The following is a 19,387-nucleotide window of genomic DNA, read 5'->3' as shown; positions in this document are numbered from 1 at the left end:
TACTATGGTCAATCCGGCGCGCTGTTGCGGGCAGAAAGTGCAGTGAAGATCAGGGCCATGCCCGCGAACAGCATGTTGATTCCGACCAACAGGCCGATTGCCCAGCTAGCCGTGTCTGGCCAGCCACGCCAGATCAAGTAAGCGAGAACGAGGTCAACGGCCCCGCTTATCAATGTCCAGCCCCAGCTTCGGATATGGGCTCTGAACTGAAGCGCGAGAAGAATTGAGAAAAGTCCCTGAATGATAAAGAATGCGACCATTACCATGGTAAGCGTCATGACCCCCTCCGCTGGTTTTAGGACCAGCAGGAGGCCCAGGACAATCGCCAGAACCGACGCGAGAAGGGACCAGACAGTTCCAGGAAGACTGCGTGACCGAAAGAGGGTCAACGCCCGAATAATGCCCCCAAACACAAGAATCCAGCCGACAAACAAATCTACAACCAGTGTTGCGACCTGTGGGACGAGGATCGCGGCGGCTCCCAACAGGCTGAAGAGCAGTCCTTGGAATAGAAACATTTTCCAATGCTTCGCCAGTTCAATAGCGACGAGTTGCCTCATTTCCTCAAGCTTTGGCTGCATATTGTCACTCATCTTGCTCTCCTTCGGGTACCAGACACTACTCTTCTGCACTATACGGACGCCAAAGGCCAAATCAAGTGAGGATGGCCCCGTAGTCTCGGCCCTCCTAGTTCAATTTGATTGTGCGAAGCCGGAGCGCGTTTGAAATAACTGAAACCGAAGACAGGCTCATCGCGGCGGCGGCAATCATCGGTGAAAGCAAGGTCCCCGTGAACGGGTAGAGAATTCCCGCGGCGATTGGGATGCCCAGGCCGTTATAGGCGAAGGCAAAGAACAGGTTCTGCTTGATATTACGAAGCGTCCCAACTGCCAGCTTGCGGGCGCGCACAATGCCGGTGAGATCGCCCTTGACCAGCGTAATACCGGCACTCTCCATCGCGACATCCGCACCCGTACCCATGGCGATGCCAACATCCGCAACGGCGAGGGCAGGGGCATCATTGACGCCATCTCCGGCCATTGCGATGTGATGGCCTTTTTCCCGAAGGTCCTCGATTAAGGCCTTTTTGTTTTCCGGTAGTGCGTCGGCATGAATATCATCAATCCCGAGCCGGGCGGCGACGGCCTTTGCCGTGCGTTCATTATCACCTGTTGCCATGATGATCTTGATCCCGAGGTCGTGCAGAGCGTCGATTGCCGCTTGCGTTGTTTCCTTGACCGGATCGGCAACCGCGACAATTCCGGCAAGGGCACCCTCGCGTGTCACATACATTACCGTCTTGCCTTCATTTTGAAGTTCCGCCGCTCTGGATTCGATTTCTGACAGATCAAGCTTCTGCCGTTCCATCATGGCCCTGTTCCCGAGGGTCACCCTTTTCCCGTTAACGCGGCCTTCGACGCCCTTACCGGTTACGGCATTGAAGTCAGAAGCAGTGGGGATGTCGAGCCCACGTTCCTTTGCTCCCGATATGATTGCTTCGGCAAGTGGATGCTCTGATCCTTTTTCAAGCCCGGCGGCGATGGCGAGAAGGGTGTTCTCATCCTGGTCATCGAAGCTGATGACGTCGGTAACTTTCGGGCGCCCCTCTGTCAATGTGCCGGTTTTATCTACCACCAGCACGTCAACGGCCGCGAAACGTTCCAATGCTTCCGCATCTCGAATGAGGACTCCCGCATTGGCGCCGCGTCCTGTTGCGGTCATGATTGACATAGGTGTCGCAAGGCCGAGCGCACAGGGGCAGGCGATAATCAGAACGGACACGGCGGCAACAATCGCGTGGATCATGGCAGGGGAGGGGCCGAAAGCTGCCCAAACGATAAATGAGATAACGGCGACGATGACGACGCTAGGAACAAACCACGCAGCAACCCTGTCAGCCATCCCCTGAATAGGCGCGCGGGACCGCTGGGCAGAGGCAACCATCTCAACAATCTTCGAGAGCATGGTATCCGCCCCGACGAGCTCGGCTTTCATGACCAATGATCCCGTCGCATTCAGTGTACCGCCCGTGAGATTGTCCCCTTCGTTTTTTTCAACGGGGACAGGTTCTCCGCTGATCATGCTTTCATCAACGGAGGAGCGACCTTCCAGCACGATTCCGTCCACTGGAATGCTCTCGCCCGGACGCACACGCAGCTTGTCCCCTTCAAGAATGTTTTCAAGCGGAACGTCATGTTCGGAACCGTCCGGATTGATCCGCCGGGCTGATTTCGGGGCAAGATCAAGAAGCGCCTTGATCGCGGAGCCGGTCTGCTCACGCGCACGGAGCTCAAGAACCTGTCCCAAAAAGACCAGCGCTATGATAACTGCGGCGGCCTCAAAATAAACCGGGACGACACCGTGATCTGACTGGAAGGAGGCCGGAAAACTCGCCGGGAATAATGTGGCAACAACGCTAAATCCATAGGCGGCGGCAACGCCGAGCATGATCAGGGTCCACATGTTTGGACTGTGGTTGATAATCGATGACCAGCCACGCTTGAAAAAGGGAATGGCCGCCCAGAGGACAACCGGTGTCGCGAGAACCAGCTGGATCCATGTTGAGAGCTTCGCGTCAACCCATCTTTCGAACGACAGGCCCACCATCTCACCCATTGTGAGGATCAGTAGTGGCAGGGCGAGCGCTGTACTCACCCAGAAACGGCGCGTGAAATCGACCAGTTCTTCATTCGGGCCGTCATCCACTCTGGGTACGCCTTTCGGCTCGAGCGCCATCCCGCATTTTGGACAATCGCCAGGATGGTCCTGCACGATCTCAGGATGCATCGGGCAGGTATATTCAGATGCCGTGGTCGCTGTTTTTTTGCGCTTTTTATGATTGCCGCTTAGGTAAAAATACGGATCAGCGACGAACTTATCGTGACATTTTTGCGAACAGAAATGATATGTCTCATTATTGTGGACATGGCTCGGTTTGCCAGAGTCAGGTACCACATTCATGCCACATACCGGGTCAATTGCCGGTGTAGCGTGGACGTTATTCATGGAAGCAGTCCTTATCTTTCGACGATGGGTCTCCAGCCTGTTTTTTCTCGCAGCCACTGGAAAGCGACATATAACATGGGGATCAGCAGCATTCCAACCGTTGTTGCGGCCAGCATTCCAGAAAAAACCGGTACACCGAGGGCGACCATTGCCCCTGCTCCGGCGCCGGAGGCGATAACCAGCGGCACCAGCCCCATAATAAAGGCAAAGCTTGTCATCATGACGGGGCGGAATCGCAAGCGGGCTCCGTCCGCCGCGGATTCTGAGAGAGACTTGCCGGTATTTCGTTGCTCCAGGGCGAAGGTGTTGACCAGAATGGCATTCTTGGCCGCCAAGGCGATCAGGACAACAATGCCGATTTGCGCATACAGGTCGAAGGAAAGCCCGGCGATCCGAATGCCGGCAACCGCTCCGAAAACTGCCACAACGACGGACGACAGGATCGCCAGTGGAATGCTCCAGCTTTCATATAACGCGACCAGGAAAAGATAGGCAAAAACAAAGGCAAGGCTGATGACGAGCGTCGTTTTACCTGCGGCTTCCACTTGCTGCAGGGCCAGACCTGTCCATTCAAAGGCATATCCGCTCGGTAATTCACTCGCCGAAATTTCCTGCATATCGGTCATGGCAACACCCAGCCCGGCACCCGGCATCGGATTCCCATAAATCGAAGCGGCTTCATAATTATTGTACCGGGTGATTTGGCGCGGACCACTATCCAGCCGTGCCTCTGCAAAGCTGGAAACGGGCACCATCTCGCCGGAGGAATTGCGAACCTGGATGTCGTAAATGTCCTCGATCCTGGAGCGGTATTCCTCGCTGCCTTGAACATATACGGTCCATGTTCTGCCAAACAGATTGAAATCGTTGACGTAATAGCCCCCTAGCTGACTTTGCAGGGCACTAAATACGTCCGAAATCTCGACACCCAGTGTCTTCGCCTTATCCCTGTCCAGGTCAAGCGCAACCTGCGGCGTATTCGCTTCGAACGTCGAAAAAGCGCTAGCAATGTTGGGATTCTGATTGGCTTCGACAACAAGATTGCGAAGCACGGCACCCATTTCAGATGGCGCCTGCCCTTGCTGGGCCTGAAGGACATATTGAAACCCGCCGGCACTTCCCATGCCATCAATGGCGGGAGGATTGAGGGGGATAAAGGCAGCTTCTGCAATGCCGGCAAGCTTAGGCAGCGCCCGTTGTAAAACGGCGGTCGCACTCAATTCCGGTGACTTGCGTTCTGAATAGGGCTTGAGGTTCAAGAAGACAACGCCGGCATTGGACGCATTGCTGTTGCTTAGAAGATCAAGGCCGGAAACCTGCCCGACCAATTGAACGGCCGGGTCCCCTTTGATCGCTTCAACAACTTTTTCGGCGACTTTTTCCGTGCGATTGAACGATGCCCCTGCCGGGAGCTGGAAGACAATCATAACATAGCCTTTGTCTTCCTCGGGAACGAAGCCGGCTGGTGTTGACGAGATCCCGTATCCGGAGATAAGTCCAATGCCGATAGCAACGGCGATAGATAGTGCAGATACCCGAACGAGCTTCTTGATAAGCCCGGCGTAACCGTCTCCAATGCGGTTAATCGCGGCGGTGACGGGCCGCATAAAGACGACGGGCTTGCCAGGCCGCAGGAACAGGGCGCAAAGGGCCGGGGAAAGGGTAAGGGCATTAATGGCGGAAATGACCATGGCGGATGAGATCGCGAGAGCAAATTGCCGGAACAGCACGCCTGACGATCCCGGAAGCACGGCCACGGGAATAAACACCGCTAGCAACACAAACGTAATGGCAATAATGGACCCCGCGATTTCAGTCATTGCCTTATGGGCGGCTTTGGCCGGCGATAAATGTGGTTCTTCCTCCATCACCCGCTCTACATTCTCGACAACGATGATAGCGTCATCGACGACAATGCCGATTGCCAGCACCAGGGCGAGTAGGGAGATTATATTCGCCGTATAGCCAAATGCGTAAATAACCGCGATGGCGCCGATAATCGCAACCGGTACTGCAAACAGAGGAATAAGTGTGGCTCGGAACCGACCGAGAAAGACAAACACCACGATGCCAACGAGAATAAATGCCTCGATCAGCGTCTCGATCACCTTATAGATCATATCATCGACAAAAGCAGAGCTGTCGACGAGTTTATGATAGACCATGCTCGCGGGGAACCTCTCGGCAAGCTCCGCGATTTTTTCTTCCACCGCGGTTGCCGTAATCACAGCGTTCGCTCCTGGAGAAAGGTAAATTGCGACGCCTGCCGCTTCAGCATTGCCGAGCTTCAGCTGTGTTTGTGAGCTTTCGGCGCCCAGTTCAACGCGTGCAACATCCTTGATACGAATTATCGATCCATCATCCTGAGCGCGTAGAATTATGTTTCCGAACTCTTCCGCAGTTGATAGGCGTCCCTTTGCGTTAACCGTTAATTGCAAACTCTGTTGGTCGGAAATCGGTGGCGCCCCAATCCGTCCGGCAGGGGCCTGAATATTCTGGTTTTGAATGGCAGATATGATGTCCCGATTGGTCAGTTTCAGATTGGACATCAATGTCGGATTATTTATCCAGATCCTCATCGCGTATGAAGAGGAGCCCAGAATTTGGGCATTGCCGACGCCCGGTAGCCGCTTTAGTTGATCCACCACATTGATGGTCAGATAATTACCGATAAAAAGCTGATCGAGGCTGGCATCGTCAGAAAAGAAGCCAAAAATCTGCAGGATTGAGTTGGACTGTTTCTGGACGGTCACGCCGCTCTGCTGGACTGTATCTGGCAAAGAGGAAAGGGCCTGGCTTACCCGGGTCTGAGTGTTCACCGTAGCGAGGTCGGGGTCGGTACCCACTTCAAAGGAAATTGTCAGCGCATAGGTGCCATCGGAATTAGATCCAGACGACATATAAATCATGTGGTCGACGCCATTGACGGCGCTTTCAATGGGTTGCGCGACCGAGTCAGCAACCACCCTTGAGTTGGCACCCGAATAGGCGGTGGTTACTTGAACGGTTGGTGGGGTGATATCCGGGTATTGGGATACCGGAATAACAAACATCGACAAAATCCCCGCCAGGACAATCACGATGGAAATCACCATCGCGAATTTCGGGCGGCGGATAAAAAAATCAAAGATCATCAGTTCCCCTCGCTCTGGTCAGCGAGTTGGGGGGTAACCGTGACTCCGGCCCGGACCTTTTGCTGACCTGCCGTAATAACACGGTCACCTAGTTCGAGGCCCTTTGTCACAACAAGGGAGAGGCCTTTTTGAGCTCCGGTCGTGATGCGTTTTACTTCGACTTTATTTTCTGGATCGACGACAAAGACATAGGGGCCCTGTTGATCCAGAAGGAGGGCATCCTGCGGGATGACGAGATGCTTCTGTGTCTCTTTGCTCTCTATAATGACACTGACAAGCTGTTGATCAACCAGCAGCATGTCCGGATTTGGAAATTCCGCGCGTACTGTAATGGTATTTGTGGCTTCATTGGCACTGGGATCTGCATAAATAATACGCCCGACCTTATCGTACATGGTCCCATCCGGTAGCCTTAACTTGACGTTGACGTCTGTGGAGTTGAGACCGCTCTTGGTGACTTCAATATACAGCCGGTCCGGCACCGGCCACGCTACGTGAATAGGGTCTTGTGCAACCAATAGAGCCAGAGGTTTACCGGTTGGGCCGACCAGTGACCCCTTGGTTTCATTTGCTTTACCGATCCGCCCATCAATCGGTGCCCGGATATCCGTATATCCCAGGTCGATTTCCGCAAGAGAGAGTTCCGCCTTGCGGGCGGCGACATTGGCCTGTGCTTCTTCATACTGGGCCAAATCCTTGTCGAGCTGTGCCTGGGAGACTGTCTTGCGGACGACAAGTTCTTTGGATCTCTCATAGTCCAGTCTCGCGAGTTTCGAGGCTGCCTCGGCGCTCGCTAGGTTGGCTCGCGCCTGAGCGACATTCGCCTCATAGACGGCTTTTTCGATCTTGAAAAGAAGATCACCTTCCTTGACGGAGCTACCCTCCACGAAAGCAACCTCCGCAAGATAGCCTTCTATCCGCGCATTGATTTGAACGCGTGCCGTGGCCTCGACCCGGCCAAAGAAAACGGATTGATCGGTAATGTTTTTTTCCACTACCTTGGCGACTAGTACAGCAGGAGCAGGAGGCTTTGCTCCCGCAGACGATTGCGCAAAACCCGTTTCCGCCATTATTAGGATGTGGAATGTCGCCAGGACGGCCAACAAAAGAGCATAGGTTACGCGCCGCATAGGCCCCCCTCGCAGTTTTTAAAACAAGCACTTAGAACGCTATTGTCACATTTGCAGGGCAATCCGTAAACATTTCGTTGCATAAGAACGAAACGCTTGTGACCTCTATCGCAATTATCCTGCTTTGCAGCCCTATTTTATGGATTGAAAAGCGGTGTCCAGGATAGTGGTGAAATCCTGGTTGGATAGACCGATCGCAACGAAGCCAGTATTTCCTGAAAACGAGGAGTCTGTAGGCAATCGAGAAATATCTATATGCGCACCGACTTTATGGGCGATCCAGAGGCCGTCCTCACCAGAGGCGCGAAATATGCCTTTCACACGTAAAATAGACGACGGGAGTTGCAGGAGTGTCTCCCGAAGAGCGGCTTTGTCAATTTCCGTATCGGTGGCAACTGACCATCGAGCAAAGTCAGCTTCATGAGTATGCGTATGGGAGCCCTCAGATATTTCCTTTAAGCGGCCGGCTTTGATGTCCTCACCAAAGAAGATATCCGCGGACAAGACACCATGCTCGACGCGGATGAGCGGCGCGGTGCCGTTAAATCCACGCAAAACGGATTCACATTTTTCCAAATCCTGCGTTGGGACGAGATCACATTTGTTAAGCAAGAGCATATGGGCGCCGGTGATTTGCGCTTCGACAATGTCGGATAGTCTGTTATCGGTGCGCGTCTTCTCAAAATTCACCGCATCAACCATGGTTATGACCCCGTTCAAGGTGAGGTCCGGTTCCGCCCGCGCAAAATTGGCAATCCGTTTGGGTTCTGCGACGCCGCTTGCCTCGATCAGCAGGTGGTCCGGCGCTGGGGCATAGTCGAGGGCGGCCGCGAACGCTTTATAGAGGTCGGCTCCCATAGAGCAGCAGGCGCAGCCATTGGCCAGGGTCAGGATATTACCGTCCTTGGCCGCAATAAGGTCTTGATCGATCGGAAGCTCGCCAAAATCGTTCACGAGGACCATAATGCGTTTCCCATCCGCATGGCGCAGCAGATGGTTGACCAAGGTCGTCTTCCCTGATCCCAAAAATCCCCCCAATACTGTCATGGGGAGTGGTTGTTTCCGTTGTATCATGGAATTTTATGCTTCTCCCCCGCAAGGACGGTTCCCCAGATGCCGACGTCTTTCAATTTCCCAGCCCCGATTGTTTCAGGGTCATCATCAAGAATAGCGAAGTCGGCCCATTTTCCCGTTTCTATTGACCCGACTTCATGGTCCATATGAAGCGTGGTCGCTGCGCCAAGGGTAATCGCCTGCAAGGCTTCTGAAACACCAATTCGCTCATACTCACCGAGACACTTTCCGCTTTCAGTTAACCGGTTAACGGCGCACCATGCGGTAAATAATGGAGCCATAGGAGTCACGGGTGCATCGGAGTGGATGGCGAAGGGAACGCCATAATCGATGGCCGACTGGCAGGCATCCATGCGGAGCGCCCTATCCGGCCCGATAGTCAGTTCATAATGCTTGTCGCCAAAATAGTATATGTGGTTTGAGAACAGGTTGGCCGCTACGCCGAGACGCTTCATCTTGCGAAATTGTGCTCGATCCGCCATCTGGCAATGCTGGAGGACATGGAGAAGGTCGGGGCGGTTTTTCTTGATTTTCGCCTGTTCCAACGCTTCCAGCGCGACTTCGATTGCTTCGTCGCCATTGGTATGAATATGCATCTGAACGCCCGCCTCATGCAGGACACTGACAAGAACATTTAACTGTTCCGGCGCGATGTTCCAGATGCCGTTGGGGGCGCCGTTATAATGATGGGGCCAGCGAAGCCGGGCCGTGAATCCCTGGATTGATCCATCCGTAATGATCTTTACTGCGCCAAGACGCAGTTTTTCAGTACTTTTCGCCTTAAGTTCGAGCGCCCGTTCGCGTGTTTCTTCCGCGGGCTGGGAGATGCCGTTTAACAACGACATCAGGCGGATCGGATAATCCGAACCATCCGTGATGACCCGCATTTGCGCGACATCCTCATCCGGGAGGTCGTTGATCAGGTCCGCTGCTGTCGTGACGCCGACGCGATTGCAGACCTTGCCAAAATCGACAAGGCTTCTTGTCGTTCGCCCCAACTCCCGCAGATCGATTCCGAGGCGCCGCATAATGGGAAACATTGCAGCCATTTCCTGCAACTCCCCGTTCGGCGTGCCGTCAGGGCCAATAGCAACCCCATCAATGTCCATATCTGCAACATAGTTTGCGAGGCTGAGCGATGCTGAATTCACCGTCATCAAGTGAAAGTTTGAATGTATTATCGCTATTGGGCGGTTTTGGCTGACACTATCGAGGTCGTTCTTGTCAAGCCGGCGATCCATTAGAAAAATCGGGTCAAATCCCCAGGCCACGAGCGGATCATCCGGTCCCAGGTCGGCCTCTGCTTCCTGAAGGCGCGCCAGTACTTCCTCTAATGACTTGACGCCCGGCCATTGCCGTCCATCAGGGTCAACACGATCTTGATATCCGACATAGGTATAGCGCCAGATGCCGCCCGCCATTAGATGGCAGTGACCTTCCACAAAGCCCGGCATGATCACCTTGTCAGCAAAGCTGTCATCAAGCTGATAGTCTCCCCAACCACTAATTTCCTCAATCGTCCCGGTTGCGAGCACGCGTCCGTCACGGATCGCTACATGTGTCGCATGAGGGCGTACAGGGTTCATGGTGATAATTTTCTTGGCACTGAATACGGTGATGGCCGACAAGATCAGGGTCCTCCCTATTTCGCTTTTTTATGGACAGAGTTTAAGGCGCTCATTAACCTCTGAAAAATAGTTTATTCCGGGGTTATTATTGTAAAAAATAGAGGAATGAATGCGCTATACGCTTAAACAGCTAAATTATATAGATGTTGCGGCCCAACACCGGTCGATAACCGGGGCGGCAAAGGCGTTGAATATATCCGCCTCTTCTATATCCTCTGCCATCGATGCGATCGAGATCCAGACGAACAAAAAGCTGTTTACCAGACTCCCGTCAAAAGGCATCAGTACAACCCAGTTCGGCCATGTGTTCTTGTCTAATGCGCGCCAGCTACTCAAGGCACACCGATCGTTCGAAGAGGCGGTCGACGAACAGGCGAATGCGATTAACGGGGCCGTCCGTATGGGATGCTTTACCCCGGCAGCTCCTATTATTCTGCCATTGATTACTAAATCGGTAGCCGATCATCATCCGGGTATCTCCATCCACTTTACGGAGGGAGATGTCTCCAGGAATATGCAGCATGTTGTTGACAGCAAAATTGATCTGGCAATCGGGGTGGGCGCCAATCTTCCTTCCAGTATAAATTTTGTACCGATGTTCGTCGCGCCGCCGCATATCGTGCTCCCTCACAGTCATCCTCTCGCACGGCGCCGGCAACTCTCTCTTGAAGATGTTTGTCGCGAGCCGATGGTGCTTCTCGATCTGGATGAAACGCGGGACTATATGTTTGGCCTCTTTGGGCAGAATAACCTCACACCACATGTCGCCTATTCGTCGCAATCGGCGGAAATGGTGAGAAGTATGGTGGCGGCCGGTCTCGGCTATTCGATTTTCAACCTCCGTCCGTTACAAAAGCAGCAATACACGGTTGGTGATCTTGTCCGCATTCCGCTCGTGCCGGGGTATCGCAGCGTGGAATATGGTATTATTCACCGCATTGACGCACATTTAAGCAAGGTCGATCAGGTTGTCATTGATACCTGCATCAGGTTGCGCGACAGTGGTGCCTTTAACAGGGCAGTTCTGCCTGAGGGGCGGGCCGGAAACGATCATCGAAAAAATGTACTAATACCAGCATAAAAATATATTTTACGAAAGAATGTCGCTGAACTAGCCTGATTACAGTGAGAAAAACTGAGTACCACTCATGAATCACAGGAGGCAGGATGAGGAAAACAGGATTTATTGCGGCTGCAATGGCGATGCTTTTGACCGCCAGCGCCGCATCATTTACCCAGGCGGATGAACAAAAAAACGGTGGGACGTTGGTCCTTGGCACGACGCAGAAAGCGCGGCATCTTAACCCTGCGGTTCAATCCGGCATTGCGACGGCGGTACCAGGAACGCAAATTTTCGCAACCCCTCTGCGCTTTAATGACAAATGGGAGCCGCAACCTTATCTTGCTGAAAGCTGGAGCGTATCCGATGACGGGAAAAGCATTACCCTGAAGCTCCGGGCGAATGCGAAATTCCATGACGGAAAACCCATTACATCGGAAGATGTCGCTTTCTCATTGCAGACTGTTAAGGATAACCATCCTTTCAAGTCGATGTTTTCTCCGGTTACGGGCGTCGATACCCCCGACCCGCTGACAGCTGTCATCAATTTTGAAAAACCGCATCCGGCGGCGCTGCTCGCAATGTCGAGTGCGTTGCTTCCGATTATTCCAAAACATGTCTATGGAGACGGGCAGGACCCAAAAAGCCACCCGGCGAATAATGCGCCAGTAGGGTCCGGGCCCTTCAAGTTCGTTGAGTTCAAACCCGGCGAATACATCATACTTGAGAAAAATCCGGATTATTTTATCGAGGGGCGCCCGTATCTCGATAAAATTATTATCAAGAATTACAAGGATTTAACAAGTCTTGCGCTTGCCATCGACACCGGTGAAATCAATATGTATCCCTTCCTCGCACCGACCAAGGACATTGCGCGGTTGAAAAAGAACGATGGTCTGGTTGTTACCGACAGGGGATATGAAGCCGTCGGACCGATTAACTGGCTCGCCTTCAATACCAACAATCATTATCTGAAAGACAAGCGTGTTCGTCAGGCCATTGCCTACGCCATGGATCGTGATTTTATCATCAATGCCCTTTTGGGCGGTCAGTCGAAGGCGGCTACGGGTCCGGTGGTTCCGGGCAGTCCTTTCTATGCGGACGCTGCAGAGAAATATGACGTTGATTTGGACAAAGCCAATGCCATGCTGGATGAGGCCGGTTTTCCGCGCGGTGATGGCGATATGCGTTTTCAATTGACCGTTGACTATATTCCCGGATCTGCGGAACTGCAGAAGAATGTGGCGGAGTATCTGAAGTCCCAGCTCAAGAAAGTCGGCATCGACGTGGAGCTTCGGGCCTCTCCCGACTTTCCGACCTGGGCGAAGCGTGTTGGCGGCCATGATTTCGATATGAGCATGGATATCGTCTTTAACTGGGGCGATCCGGTTATTGGCGTACACCGCACCTATCTTTGCGACAACATAAAGAAGGGCGTGATCTGGTCGAATACCCAGAGCTATTGCAATGAGGAAGTCGACAATCTCCTGAATGAAGCCGGGTCAGAGCTTGATCAAGCAAAACGCATTGCACTCTACAAGAAGGCGCAGGAGATAATTGTTGATGATGCGCCTATCGCCTTTATTAACGTGCTCCCTTATCATACGGCATATAGCAAGGATATAGGTAATCCGCCCCTGACGATTTGGGGGGCGATGTCACCACTCGATGAGGTTTATATCAAGTAATATGTCGCGTCCGATTATCGACATACGGCGGGAGGTCAGGTCATGACAATGACGCTAATGGTTGCCCGCCGTTTGTTGCACGCCTTTTTGCTCATTCTGGCAGTGCTGGTCCTCAATTTTCTCCTAATCCATATTGCGCCGGGTGATCCGGCGGATGTGATCGCCGGGGAAATGGGGGGCGCAACGGAAGAAATGCTGGCGGATATCCGAAAGACCTACGGGCTCGACAAGCCGGTCTATGTCCAGCTGGGCGTTTACCTGACGCGGGCTCTGCAAGGGGATCTCGGGCAATCCTTCTTTTACAACGCACCGGTGCTGGACCTTGTTGCGGGTCGTGCCGGGCCGACAATTCTCCTAGTTGCAACCGCCTTGTTGTTTGCAGTATTTGTGGGAACCATGCTCGGGGTTCTTGCGTCCCATAAACCCAAGGGCATTGTCAGCGGCCTGGTCACGGTAGTCTCCGTCATTGGTTATTCCGCACCGATATTCTGGACCGGCATGATGCTGGTCATCTTGTTTGCTTGGGTTTACCCGATATTTCCCATCGCCAATATGTATGATATCACCAGGGGCGGGGGATTTTTCGATCGGGTTGTCGACATCCTCTATCATCTTGTATTGCCGGCCCTCACCCTCGGGATCGTTTATCTGGCCCAATATGCACGGCTGACCAGAGCCAGCATGCTGGAGATTCTGGGGTCTGACTATATTCGCACAGCGCGGGCCAAAGGCGTTGCGGAAGTGAAAGTCTACGGTCATCACGCGCTTCGTAACGCCATTTTACCGGTGGTAACAATTGCCGGTCTTCAGTTTGGCAGCATTATTTCGGGCGCCGTTCTGGTGGAAACGGTTTTCAGTTGGCCCGGGCTGGGTACGCTCGCGTTTGAGTCCATTCTCGCCCGTGATTATCCGACCATTCTCGGAATTTTGTTTTTCTCTTCTCTCTTGGTGATCGCGGCAAATCTCATCACCGATTTAGTCTATCGATTAGTCGATCCGCGTATACGGACAGGCGGGTAGCATGGCAGTGATTGAAAGCAGTCAGGATATTGTTCAAAGCCAGAGCCCCTGGAGGGAAGCGGCACGTGCCTTTCGGCAAAGCTGGGCAGGCATGCTCGGAATTTTTATCCTGATCCTCGTCATTTTATTCACCTTCGTCGGCCCGTTTTTCTATCCGGTTGATCCGTTTGAAATTATCTGGGCTCCCCTTACGCCGCCGGGCGCCACGGAGCGGGCACCCCTCGGAACCGACTATCTTGGACGGGATATTCTGGCAGGTCTTATCCACGGAGGCCCCGCAACCCTCTATGTCGGGCTGGTTGCAGGGATCATCACGATCACGATCGGTATCCTTGTCGGGGCCTTTGCCGGATTTTACCGCGGTATGGTGGATGAGTTCCTGATGCGAATTACCGAATTCTTTCAGGTTTTGCCGGCCTTGCTTTTTGCAATGGTGCTGGTCACCCTTTTTACCCCGACAATTTATGTTGTATCGCTCGCCATTGGAATTGTCAGTTGGCCAACGACGGCTCGCCTGACCAGGGCGGAGTTCTTGCGCATTCGCAACCTCGAGTATGTCAATGCAGCCCGGTCCATCGGTGCGAAAAACCGACGGATCATCTGGCGGGTTATATTGCCAAATGCCTTGGCGCCGCTAATCGTGGCAGCAACCTTGACGGTCGGTATTGCAATCCTGTTTGAGGCCGGCCTCAGCTTCCTGGGGCTGGGCGATCCGAACATGTTCAGTTGGGGACTGATGATCGGGGCAGGGCGTGAATATATTCTCGATGGATGGTGGGTTGTGACCTTGCCGGGCTTCATGATCTTTCTGACGGTGCTTGGGTTCAGTCTTGTTGGCGATGGTCTCAATGATGCGTTTAATCCGAAACTGAGGGAGCGTTGATGGCTGCTATTCTCTCTATTAAGGACCTGGTCGTTGACTTTAAAACCCGCGCTGGCAATGCGCGGGTCCTCAACGAGATTTCCCTTGAGCTGGAAAGCGGTGAGATACTTGGTATCGTCGGGGAATCCGGTTGCGGGAAAAGCATGACGGCGCTTTCCATCATGGGGCTTGTGCCGAGTCCGCCCGGGAAGATTACAAACGGTTCTATATCGCTGGACGGGGAAGACCTGGTGCAGGCGTCAACCGCCCGGATGCGACAGGTTCGCGGTGGCATCATCTCTATGATTTTCCAGGAACCGATGACCTCCCTTAATCCGGTGTTCCGGGTTGGTGATCAGATTGCGGAATGCGTGTTGCTGCATGAGGATATTTCGAAGGCGGACGCCTGGGCGCGGGCCGTTGAAATGTTGACGAAAGTGGGCATTCCAGAACCAGAAATCCGGGCCCGTGCCTATCCGCACGAACTGTCCGGCGGCATGCGGCAACGGGTGATGATTGCCATGGCACTGTCTTGTCGCCCGCGAATTCTTATTGCAGACGAACCGACGACGGCGCTGGACGTGACAGTTCAGGCGCAGATATTTGATCTGCTGAATGATCTGCAGCGTGAAACGGGGACTGCTATTATTATGATTACCCATGATATGGGCGCGATTGCCGAACTTGCCGATCGTGTGGCGGTTATGTATGCGGGGCATATCATCGAAAGCGGCAAGACAGAAGATATTCTCACAAATCCACAGCATCCCTATACCCGGGGGTTGATTGCTTGCGTGCCCCATTTGGAGGAGAACCCGACTGAAGACAGGCCGTACCTAAGCGAGATTAAAGGCGTGGTTCCGTCTTTGACGGAACTGGGAAAAGGCTGCGCCTTTGCGCCGCGCTGTCCCTATAAGACCCCAATTTGTGAAGAAGAACGCCCGCATATCGAAGCGGTCGACAAAACGCATTCCGTCGCCTGTTACAATGTGAAGTATGTGGTGGCGGTATGAGTGAAAATACGCTTTTGGAAGTTCAGGACCTGAAGGTTCATTTTGGTGGCAAGAAGCTCTTTCGCAAGGCTCAAATTGTTCATGCCGTCGATGGTGTGAGTTTCTCCGTTCCGAAGGGACAGACGCTCGGGATCGTGGGGGAGAGCGGATCAGGGAAAACCACCACTGCGCTCGCCGTGCTAAGGCTCGTTCCCATCACGGCCGGCACGATCAGAATTGGCGATGTCGAGATCAGCTCGTTGGAGAAAGAGGACCTTCGCGAAGCCCGGCGCAAGGTTCAGATGGTGTTCCAGGACCCATATTCCTCGCTTGATCCGCGTCGACGGGTTGGCGATATTGTCCGCGAGCCACTTGATCTCATGAATATCGGCGAGGAAGAAGATCGTGACCAAATGGTTCATGATCTCTTTGTACAGGTTGGCCTGCGCCCGGAACTGGCCAGCCTTTTCCCGCATCAGTTTTCCGGCGGACAGCGCCAGCGGATCGGGCTTGCCCGGGCGCTTGCAACAAAACCGGAATTGATAGTCTGTGATGAGCCGGTCTCCGCCCTCGATGTTGCGGTGCAGGCACAAATCCTGAACCTGATGCGGAAACTGCAGGAGGATCTGGGGCTAACGTACCTGTTTATCAGCCACGATCTCGGAGTTGTTCAGCATCTCTGTGATCATGTCGCTGTCATGTACCTCGGCCAGATAGTTGAACAGGCGGATCGCATTTCTCTTTTTTCCAATCCGCAGCATCCCTACACAAAGGCCTTGCTTGCCGCCGTGCCGAAGGCTCGTCCACGGGATGGTACGGAAAAACGGGTACCCCTGACGGGAGATCCGCCAAGCCCGATAAACCTGCCAACCGGGTGTCGCTTTGCGGGCCGTTGTCCGGTTGCGATCGAGAAATGCCATAGCATCGCCCCGGCGTTGAAAGACCGCGGCAATGGTCATTTGGCTTCCTGCCATTTATTGGATTAGCCGCTAATCGCGGCGAAGGCGGGCGATGGTTTTGAGCAGGCCTTGTGTGGAGCTATCCTTGTCCTCAAATCCGGTTTCTTTGCCGATCAGCGGTAGTAACGTAGCAGCCAATTCCTTGCCGAGTTCAACGCCCCATTGATCGAAGCTGTTAATTCCCCAGATGGCGCCTTCCACGAAGACGCGGTGCTCATATAGCGCGATTATACGGCCCAATGTCCGTGGTGTGAGCTTTCGGTAGATTAGGGTGGTGGAGGGGCGGTTTCCTGGAAATACTTTATGGGCAGTCAGGTCGAGCTCTTCATTTGAGGGGCCTTTGACGATGAGCTTTTCCGGAATATCGTCAGGACAGCGTCCACGCATGAGTGCTTCTGACTGTGCCAGGCAGCTGGCGAGCAAAAGGTGGTGATGTTGCTGTAACTTCTCTTCATGAGATTGAGCCGCAACCAGAAATTCGCAGGGCACGATCCGGCTACCCTGGTGGAGGAACTGGTAAAAGGCATGCTGTCCGTTCGTGCCGGGTTCTCCCCAGACGATCGGCCCGGTGTGTTGGTTGACATGCTCACCGTCAACTTTACCGGATTTGCCATTGCTCTCCATATCGAGCTGCTGCAGATAAGCCGGCAAACGGGCTAATCTCTGATCGTATGGCAGGATGGCGCGACTTTCATATCCGCAAATATTGTTATGCCAGATTCCTATCAAGCCCAGCATGACAGGCATATTGTCCCTTAGTGGCGCTGTCCGGAAATGCTGATCCATCTCATTGCCGCCCTCCAGAAACTCGCTAAATCTCTGTGAACCGATCGCAATCATCAGGGAAAGACCAATAGGGCCCCAGACGGAATAACGCCCGCCAACCCAGTCTTCAAATCCGATGACCCTATCAGGGGAAATTCCGAAATCGGCAGTTTTCTCAAAGGCGGTGGAAACTGCCGCAAAATGCTCTGTCGCACTTTCTCCAATTGCGGCCGTCATCCATCTTTTGGCGGTTGCCGCATTGGTCATCGTCTCGATTGTCGTAAAGGTTTTTGATGCAATGATAAAAAATGTCCGTCTTGGATCGAGATTGTCCAGCAGTTCCGAAATCTCTGCCCCGTCGACGTTGGAGACAAAATGCACCCGCGGTCCGTCATGGTAGGGTGACAGCGCAAGGGTTGCCATGGCCGGACCAAGATCCGATCCTCCAATGCCGATATTAACCACGTCGGTAAAGGCCGTGCCATTATAGGCAGAGATTTTTCCGCTACGAATATCTTCCGCAAACTCGGCCATGCGTTTAAGCGTCGCGTTGACAGTCGGCATGACATCCACAGTTCCGGCAAAAACCGGGTCATCGCCCCGGTTCCGAAGAGCGGTGTGCAGTGCCGCACGGCCTTCTGTAAGATTCACCTGTGCGCCCTTAAACATGGCATCGCGCTTGCTTTCTATTCCCGTTGTTCGGGCGAGTTCCAGCAACAATTCGCGGGATGTTTCATCCAGGCTTGTCTTGGAATAGTCGAGCAGCATGTCATCGAGGGTAATCGAGAAATCTTCAAAGCGCGCAGGCTCCCGGTCGAAGCGTTCAACGAGGGAAGTTGCCTTTGTCCTCTTATAATATTCGGCTAGACGCAGCCAAATATCTCCGCCCATCGCGTTTCTCCCGGTCTACTTACTCTACGGTTTCGACATATAATCTCGCGGTAAACTACTCGTAGTTTCGTTAAGGATTTCTCAAAATGCAGTATAATTTATTTAAAATAGAACATTTTTTTAAAGATGTTTACATCTCGTCGACCAACGTTATTAACTCAGATCCTAACTGGCCTGTTGTCGAGAGAAACTTCTTGTTAAACGCAGGCCGCATGATGTTTTTCAATGCCTCAATTTCCGGCTGTGTTGCTACATAGACTTGCATGTCCTCGTCTTTTAGGAGGTTTGGTGCGGCGGCGGCCGAAATCTCGCTCGCCTCAATCGCCCAGATTGCGGCTCTTGCGCTTGCCTCTCTTATTGCCTGCTTACTTTTCTCCGGCAAAGCGTTGTACCATGTGGTGTTGACATATCCGTTATAGAATAGGGTGAAGAGTGGCAGGATCGTTACATGGTCCTGCACTTCAAAATATCGGGCAGACAGGGCTGAGGACACATTTGTAAGACCCGCATCCAAATCACCATTTTCAAGGGCGACATAGGCCTTCTTGTCGGACATGTCGACGGGGATTGCCCCAAGCGCCTCAAACGCCGCGTTCGAGATTGGCCCCAACCCCTGAATCTTTACACCTTTAAAATCGGATGGCTTGATTATATGTCGCCCGTTTGACGTAATCGCGGTACGCCATGTCGTGAATAACCAGGCGACATTGGTCAGCCCTGTTTCCAGTATCTTCTGCTCCAGCAGGTTTGCCGCGGGCGATCCTCGCCATTTTTTAAGAATCTCAACATTACGCAGGGCAAATGGTTCGAGCGTGATATCCATCAGCGGAAGACTTTCCGTCCAGTGCCGATTGTTGGAAAAGGCACATTCCAGTTCCCCGGCGCGGACAGCTGCTATATTTCGTGGGGCCATTACCAGACTGTTTGCGCCGTTTATCTGCACATCAATGTCATTTTCTGACAAAGTCTCTATTTCTGCGGCCCACTGATCAATGACTTTGGCAATATGGCTGTTCGGCGAAAGCTGATGGCTACAGCGCATAATTTCTGCGGCCTGCAGGGTGTTGGTGAGGGGCATCATCAAAACCAGGCTGACAACCGCGCCGAAAATTCTTTTCAACTTAACTCGTTCCTTAAGTAGGTGCATTTCTTATGGAGGGCAGACATTATTCGCCGCT

Annotated in this window: 14 protein-coding genes; 6 read left to right on the top strand and 8 right to left on the bottom strand. The window is 53.1% G+C overall.

The features are described from left to right. Window positions 1–8: 8 nt before the first annotated feature. The 6 genes from J0X12_RS00895 to J0X12_RS00870 all read right to left on the bottom strand — a co-directional run bounded on the left by J0X12_RS00895 (window position 9) and on the right by J0X12_RS00870 (window position 9,930). Window positions 9–593, bottom strand: a complete 585-nt coding sequence (locus J0X12_RS00895) for an HdeD family acid-resistance protein (protein WP_207042913.1) — start codon at window positions 591–593, stop codon at window positions 9–11. Between the two features lie 94 nt (window positions 594–687). Continuing rightward, window positions 688–3,006: a heavy metal translocating P-type ATPase gene (locus J0X12_RS00890; RefSeq protein WP_207041014.1), complete on the bottom strand. Its 2,319-nt coding sequence runs from the start codon at window positions 3,004–3,006 to the stop codon at window positions 688–690. 11 nt (window positions 3,007–3,017) lie between these two features. Further along, a complete protein-coding gene (locus J0X12_RS00885) occupies window positions 3,018–6,140 on the bottom strand; it encodes an efflux RND transporter permease subunit (protein WP_207041012.1) in 3,123 nt (1,040 codons plus the stop codon). After that, entirely contained in the window at window positions 6,140–7,270 is a 1,131-nt protein-coding gene (locus J0X12_RS00880; protein WP_207041010.1) for an efflux RND transporter periplasmic adaptor subunit, read from the bottom strand. The genes J0X12_RS00885 and J0X12_RS00880 overlap by 1 nt, the downstream gene beginning before the upstream one ends. A 132-nt stretch (window positions 7,271–7,402) precedes the next feature. Further along, on the bottom strand, window positions 7,403–8,317 hold the full coding sequence (locus tag J0X12_RS00875) for a CobW family GTP-binding protein (RefSeq protein ID WP_207041008.1): 915 nt from the start codon (window positions 8,315–8,317) through the stop codon (window positions 7,403–7,405). Between the two features lie 23 nt (window positions 8,318–8,340). After that, a complete protein-coding gene (locus tag J0X12_RS00870) occupies window positions 8,341–9,930 on the bottom strand; it encodes an amidohydrolase (protein WP_420497034.1) in 1,590 nt (529 codons plus the stop codon). Window positions 9,931–10,081: 151 nt separating this feature from the next. Here J0X12_RS00870 and J0X12_RS00865 point away from each other — a divergent pair, with 151 nt between their 5' ends. The 6 genes from J0X12_RS00865 (at window position 10,082) to J0X12_RS00840 (ending at window position 16,580) form a co-directional block, all read left to right on the top strand. After that, the gene (locus J0X12_RS00865; protein ID WP_207041005.1) at window positions 10,082–11,053 is read left to right on the top strand and encodes a LysR substrate-binding domain-containing protein; all 972 of its coding nucleotides are present in this window, start codon (window positions 10,082–10,084) and stop codon (window positions 11,051–11,053) included. A gap of 86 nt (window positions 11,054–11,139) precedes the next feature. After that, complete coding sequence (locus J0X12_RS00860) at window positions 11,140–12,720, top strand: ABC transporter substrate-binding protein (RefSeq protein WP_207041004.1); 1,581 nt, start codon at window positions 11,140–11,142, stop codon at window positions 12,718–12,720. Between the two features lie 42 nt (window positions 12,721–12,762). Next, a complete protein-coding gene (locus J0X12_RS00855) occupies window positions 12,763–13,740 on the top strand; it encodes an ABC transporter permease (RefSeq protein WP_207041002.1) in 978 nt (325 codons plus the stop codon). A 1-nt stretch (window position 13,741) separates the two neighbouring features. Further along, the gene (locus J0X12_RS00850) at window positions 13,742–14,623 is read left to right on the top strand and encodes an ABC transporter permease (protein ID WP_207041000.1); all 882 of its coding nucleotides are present in this window, start codon (window positions 13,742–13,744) and stop codon (window positions 14,621–14,623) included. Beyond that, window positions 14,623–15,615: an ABC transporter ATP-binding protein gene (locus J0X12_RS00845; RefSeq protein ID WP_237687925.1), complete on the top strand. Its 993-nt coding sequence runs from the start codon at window positions 14,623–14,625 to the stop codon at window positions 15,613–15,615. Before J0X12_RS00850 ends, J0X12_RS00845 begins: the two co-directional genes overlap by 1 nt. Next, entirely contained in the window at window positions 15,612–16,580 is a 969-nt protein-coding gene (locus J0X12_RS00840; RefSeq protein WP_207040996.1) for an ABC transporter ATP-binding protein, read from the top strand. The genes J0X12_RS00845 and J0X12_RS00840 overlap by 4 nt, the downstream gene beginning before the upstream one ends. A 3-nt stretch (window positions 16,581–16,583) precedes the next feature. Here J0X12_RS00840 and pgi read toward each other — a convergent pair whose 3' ends face one another. After that, entirely contained in the window at window positions 16,584–18,209 is a 1,626-nt protein-coding gene (gene pgi, locus J0X12_RS00835; protein WP_207040994.1) for a glucose-6-phosphate isomerase, read from the bottom strand. Window positions 18,210–18,339: 130 nt separating this feature from the next. Beyond that, on the bottom strand, window positions 18,340–19,329 hold the full coding sequence (dctP, locus tag J0X12_RS00830) for a TRAP transporter substrate-binding protein DctP (protein ID WP_207040992.1): 990 nt from the start codon (window positions 19,327–19,329) through the stop codon (window positions 18,340–18,342). Window positions 19,330–19,387 lie beyond the last annotated feature (58 nt).

The sequence above is a fragment of the Sneathiella sedimenti genome (genome assembly GCF_017313765.1).
GTDB classification, from domain to species: Bacteria; Pseudomonadota; Alphaproteobacteria; order Sneathiellales; family Sneathiellaceae; genus Sneathiella; species Sneathiella sedimenti.
Note: the sequence above shows the minus strand (reverse complement) of the source record. Positions and strands in the feature narration are given on the sequence as shown.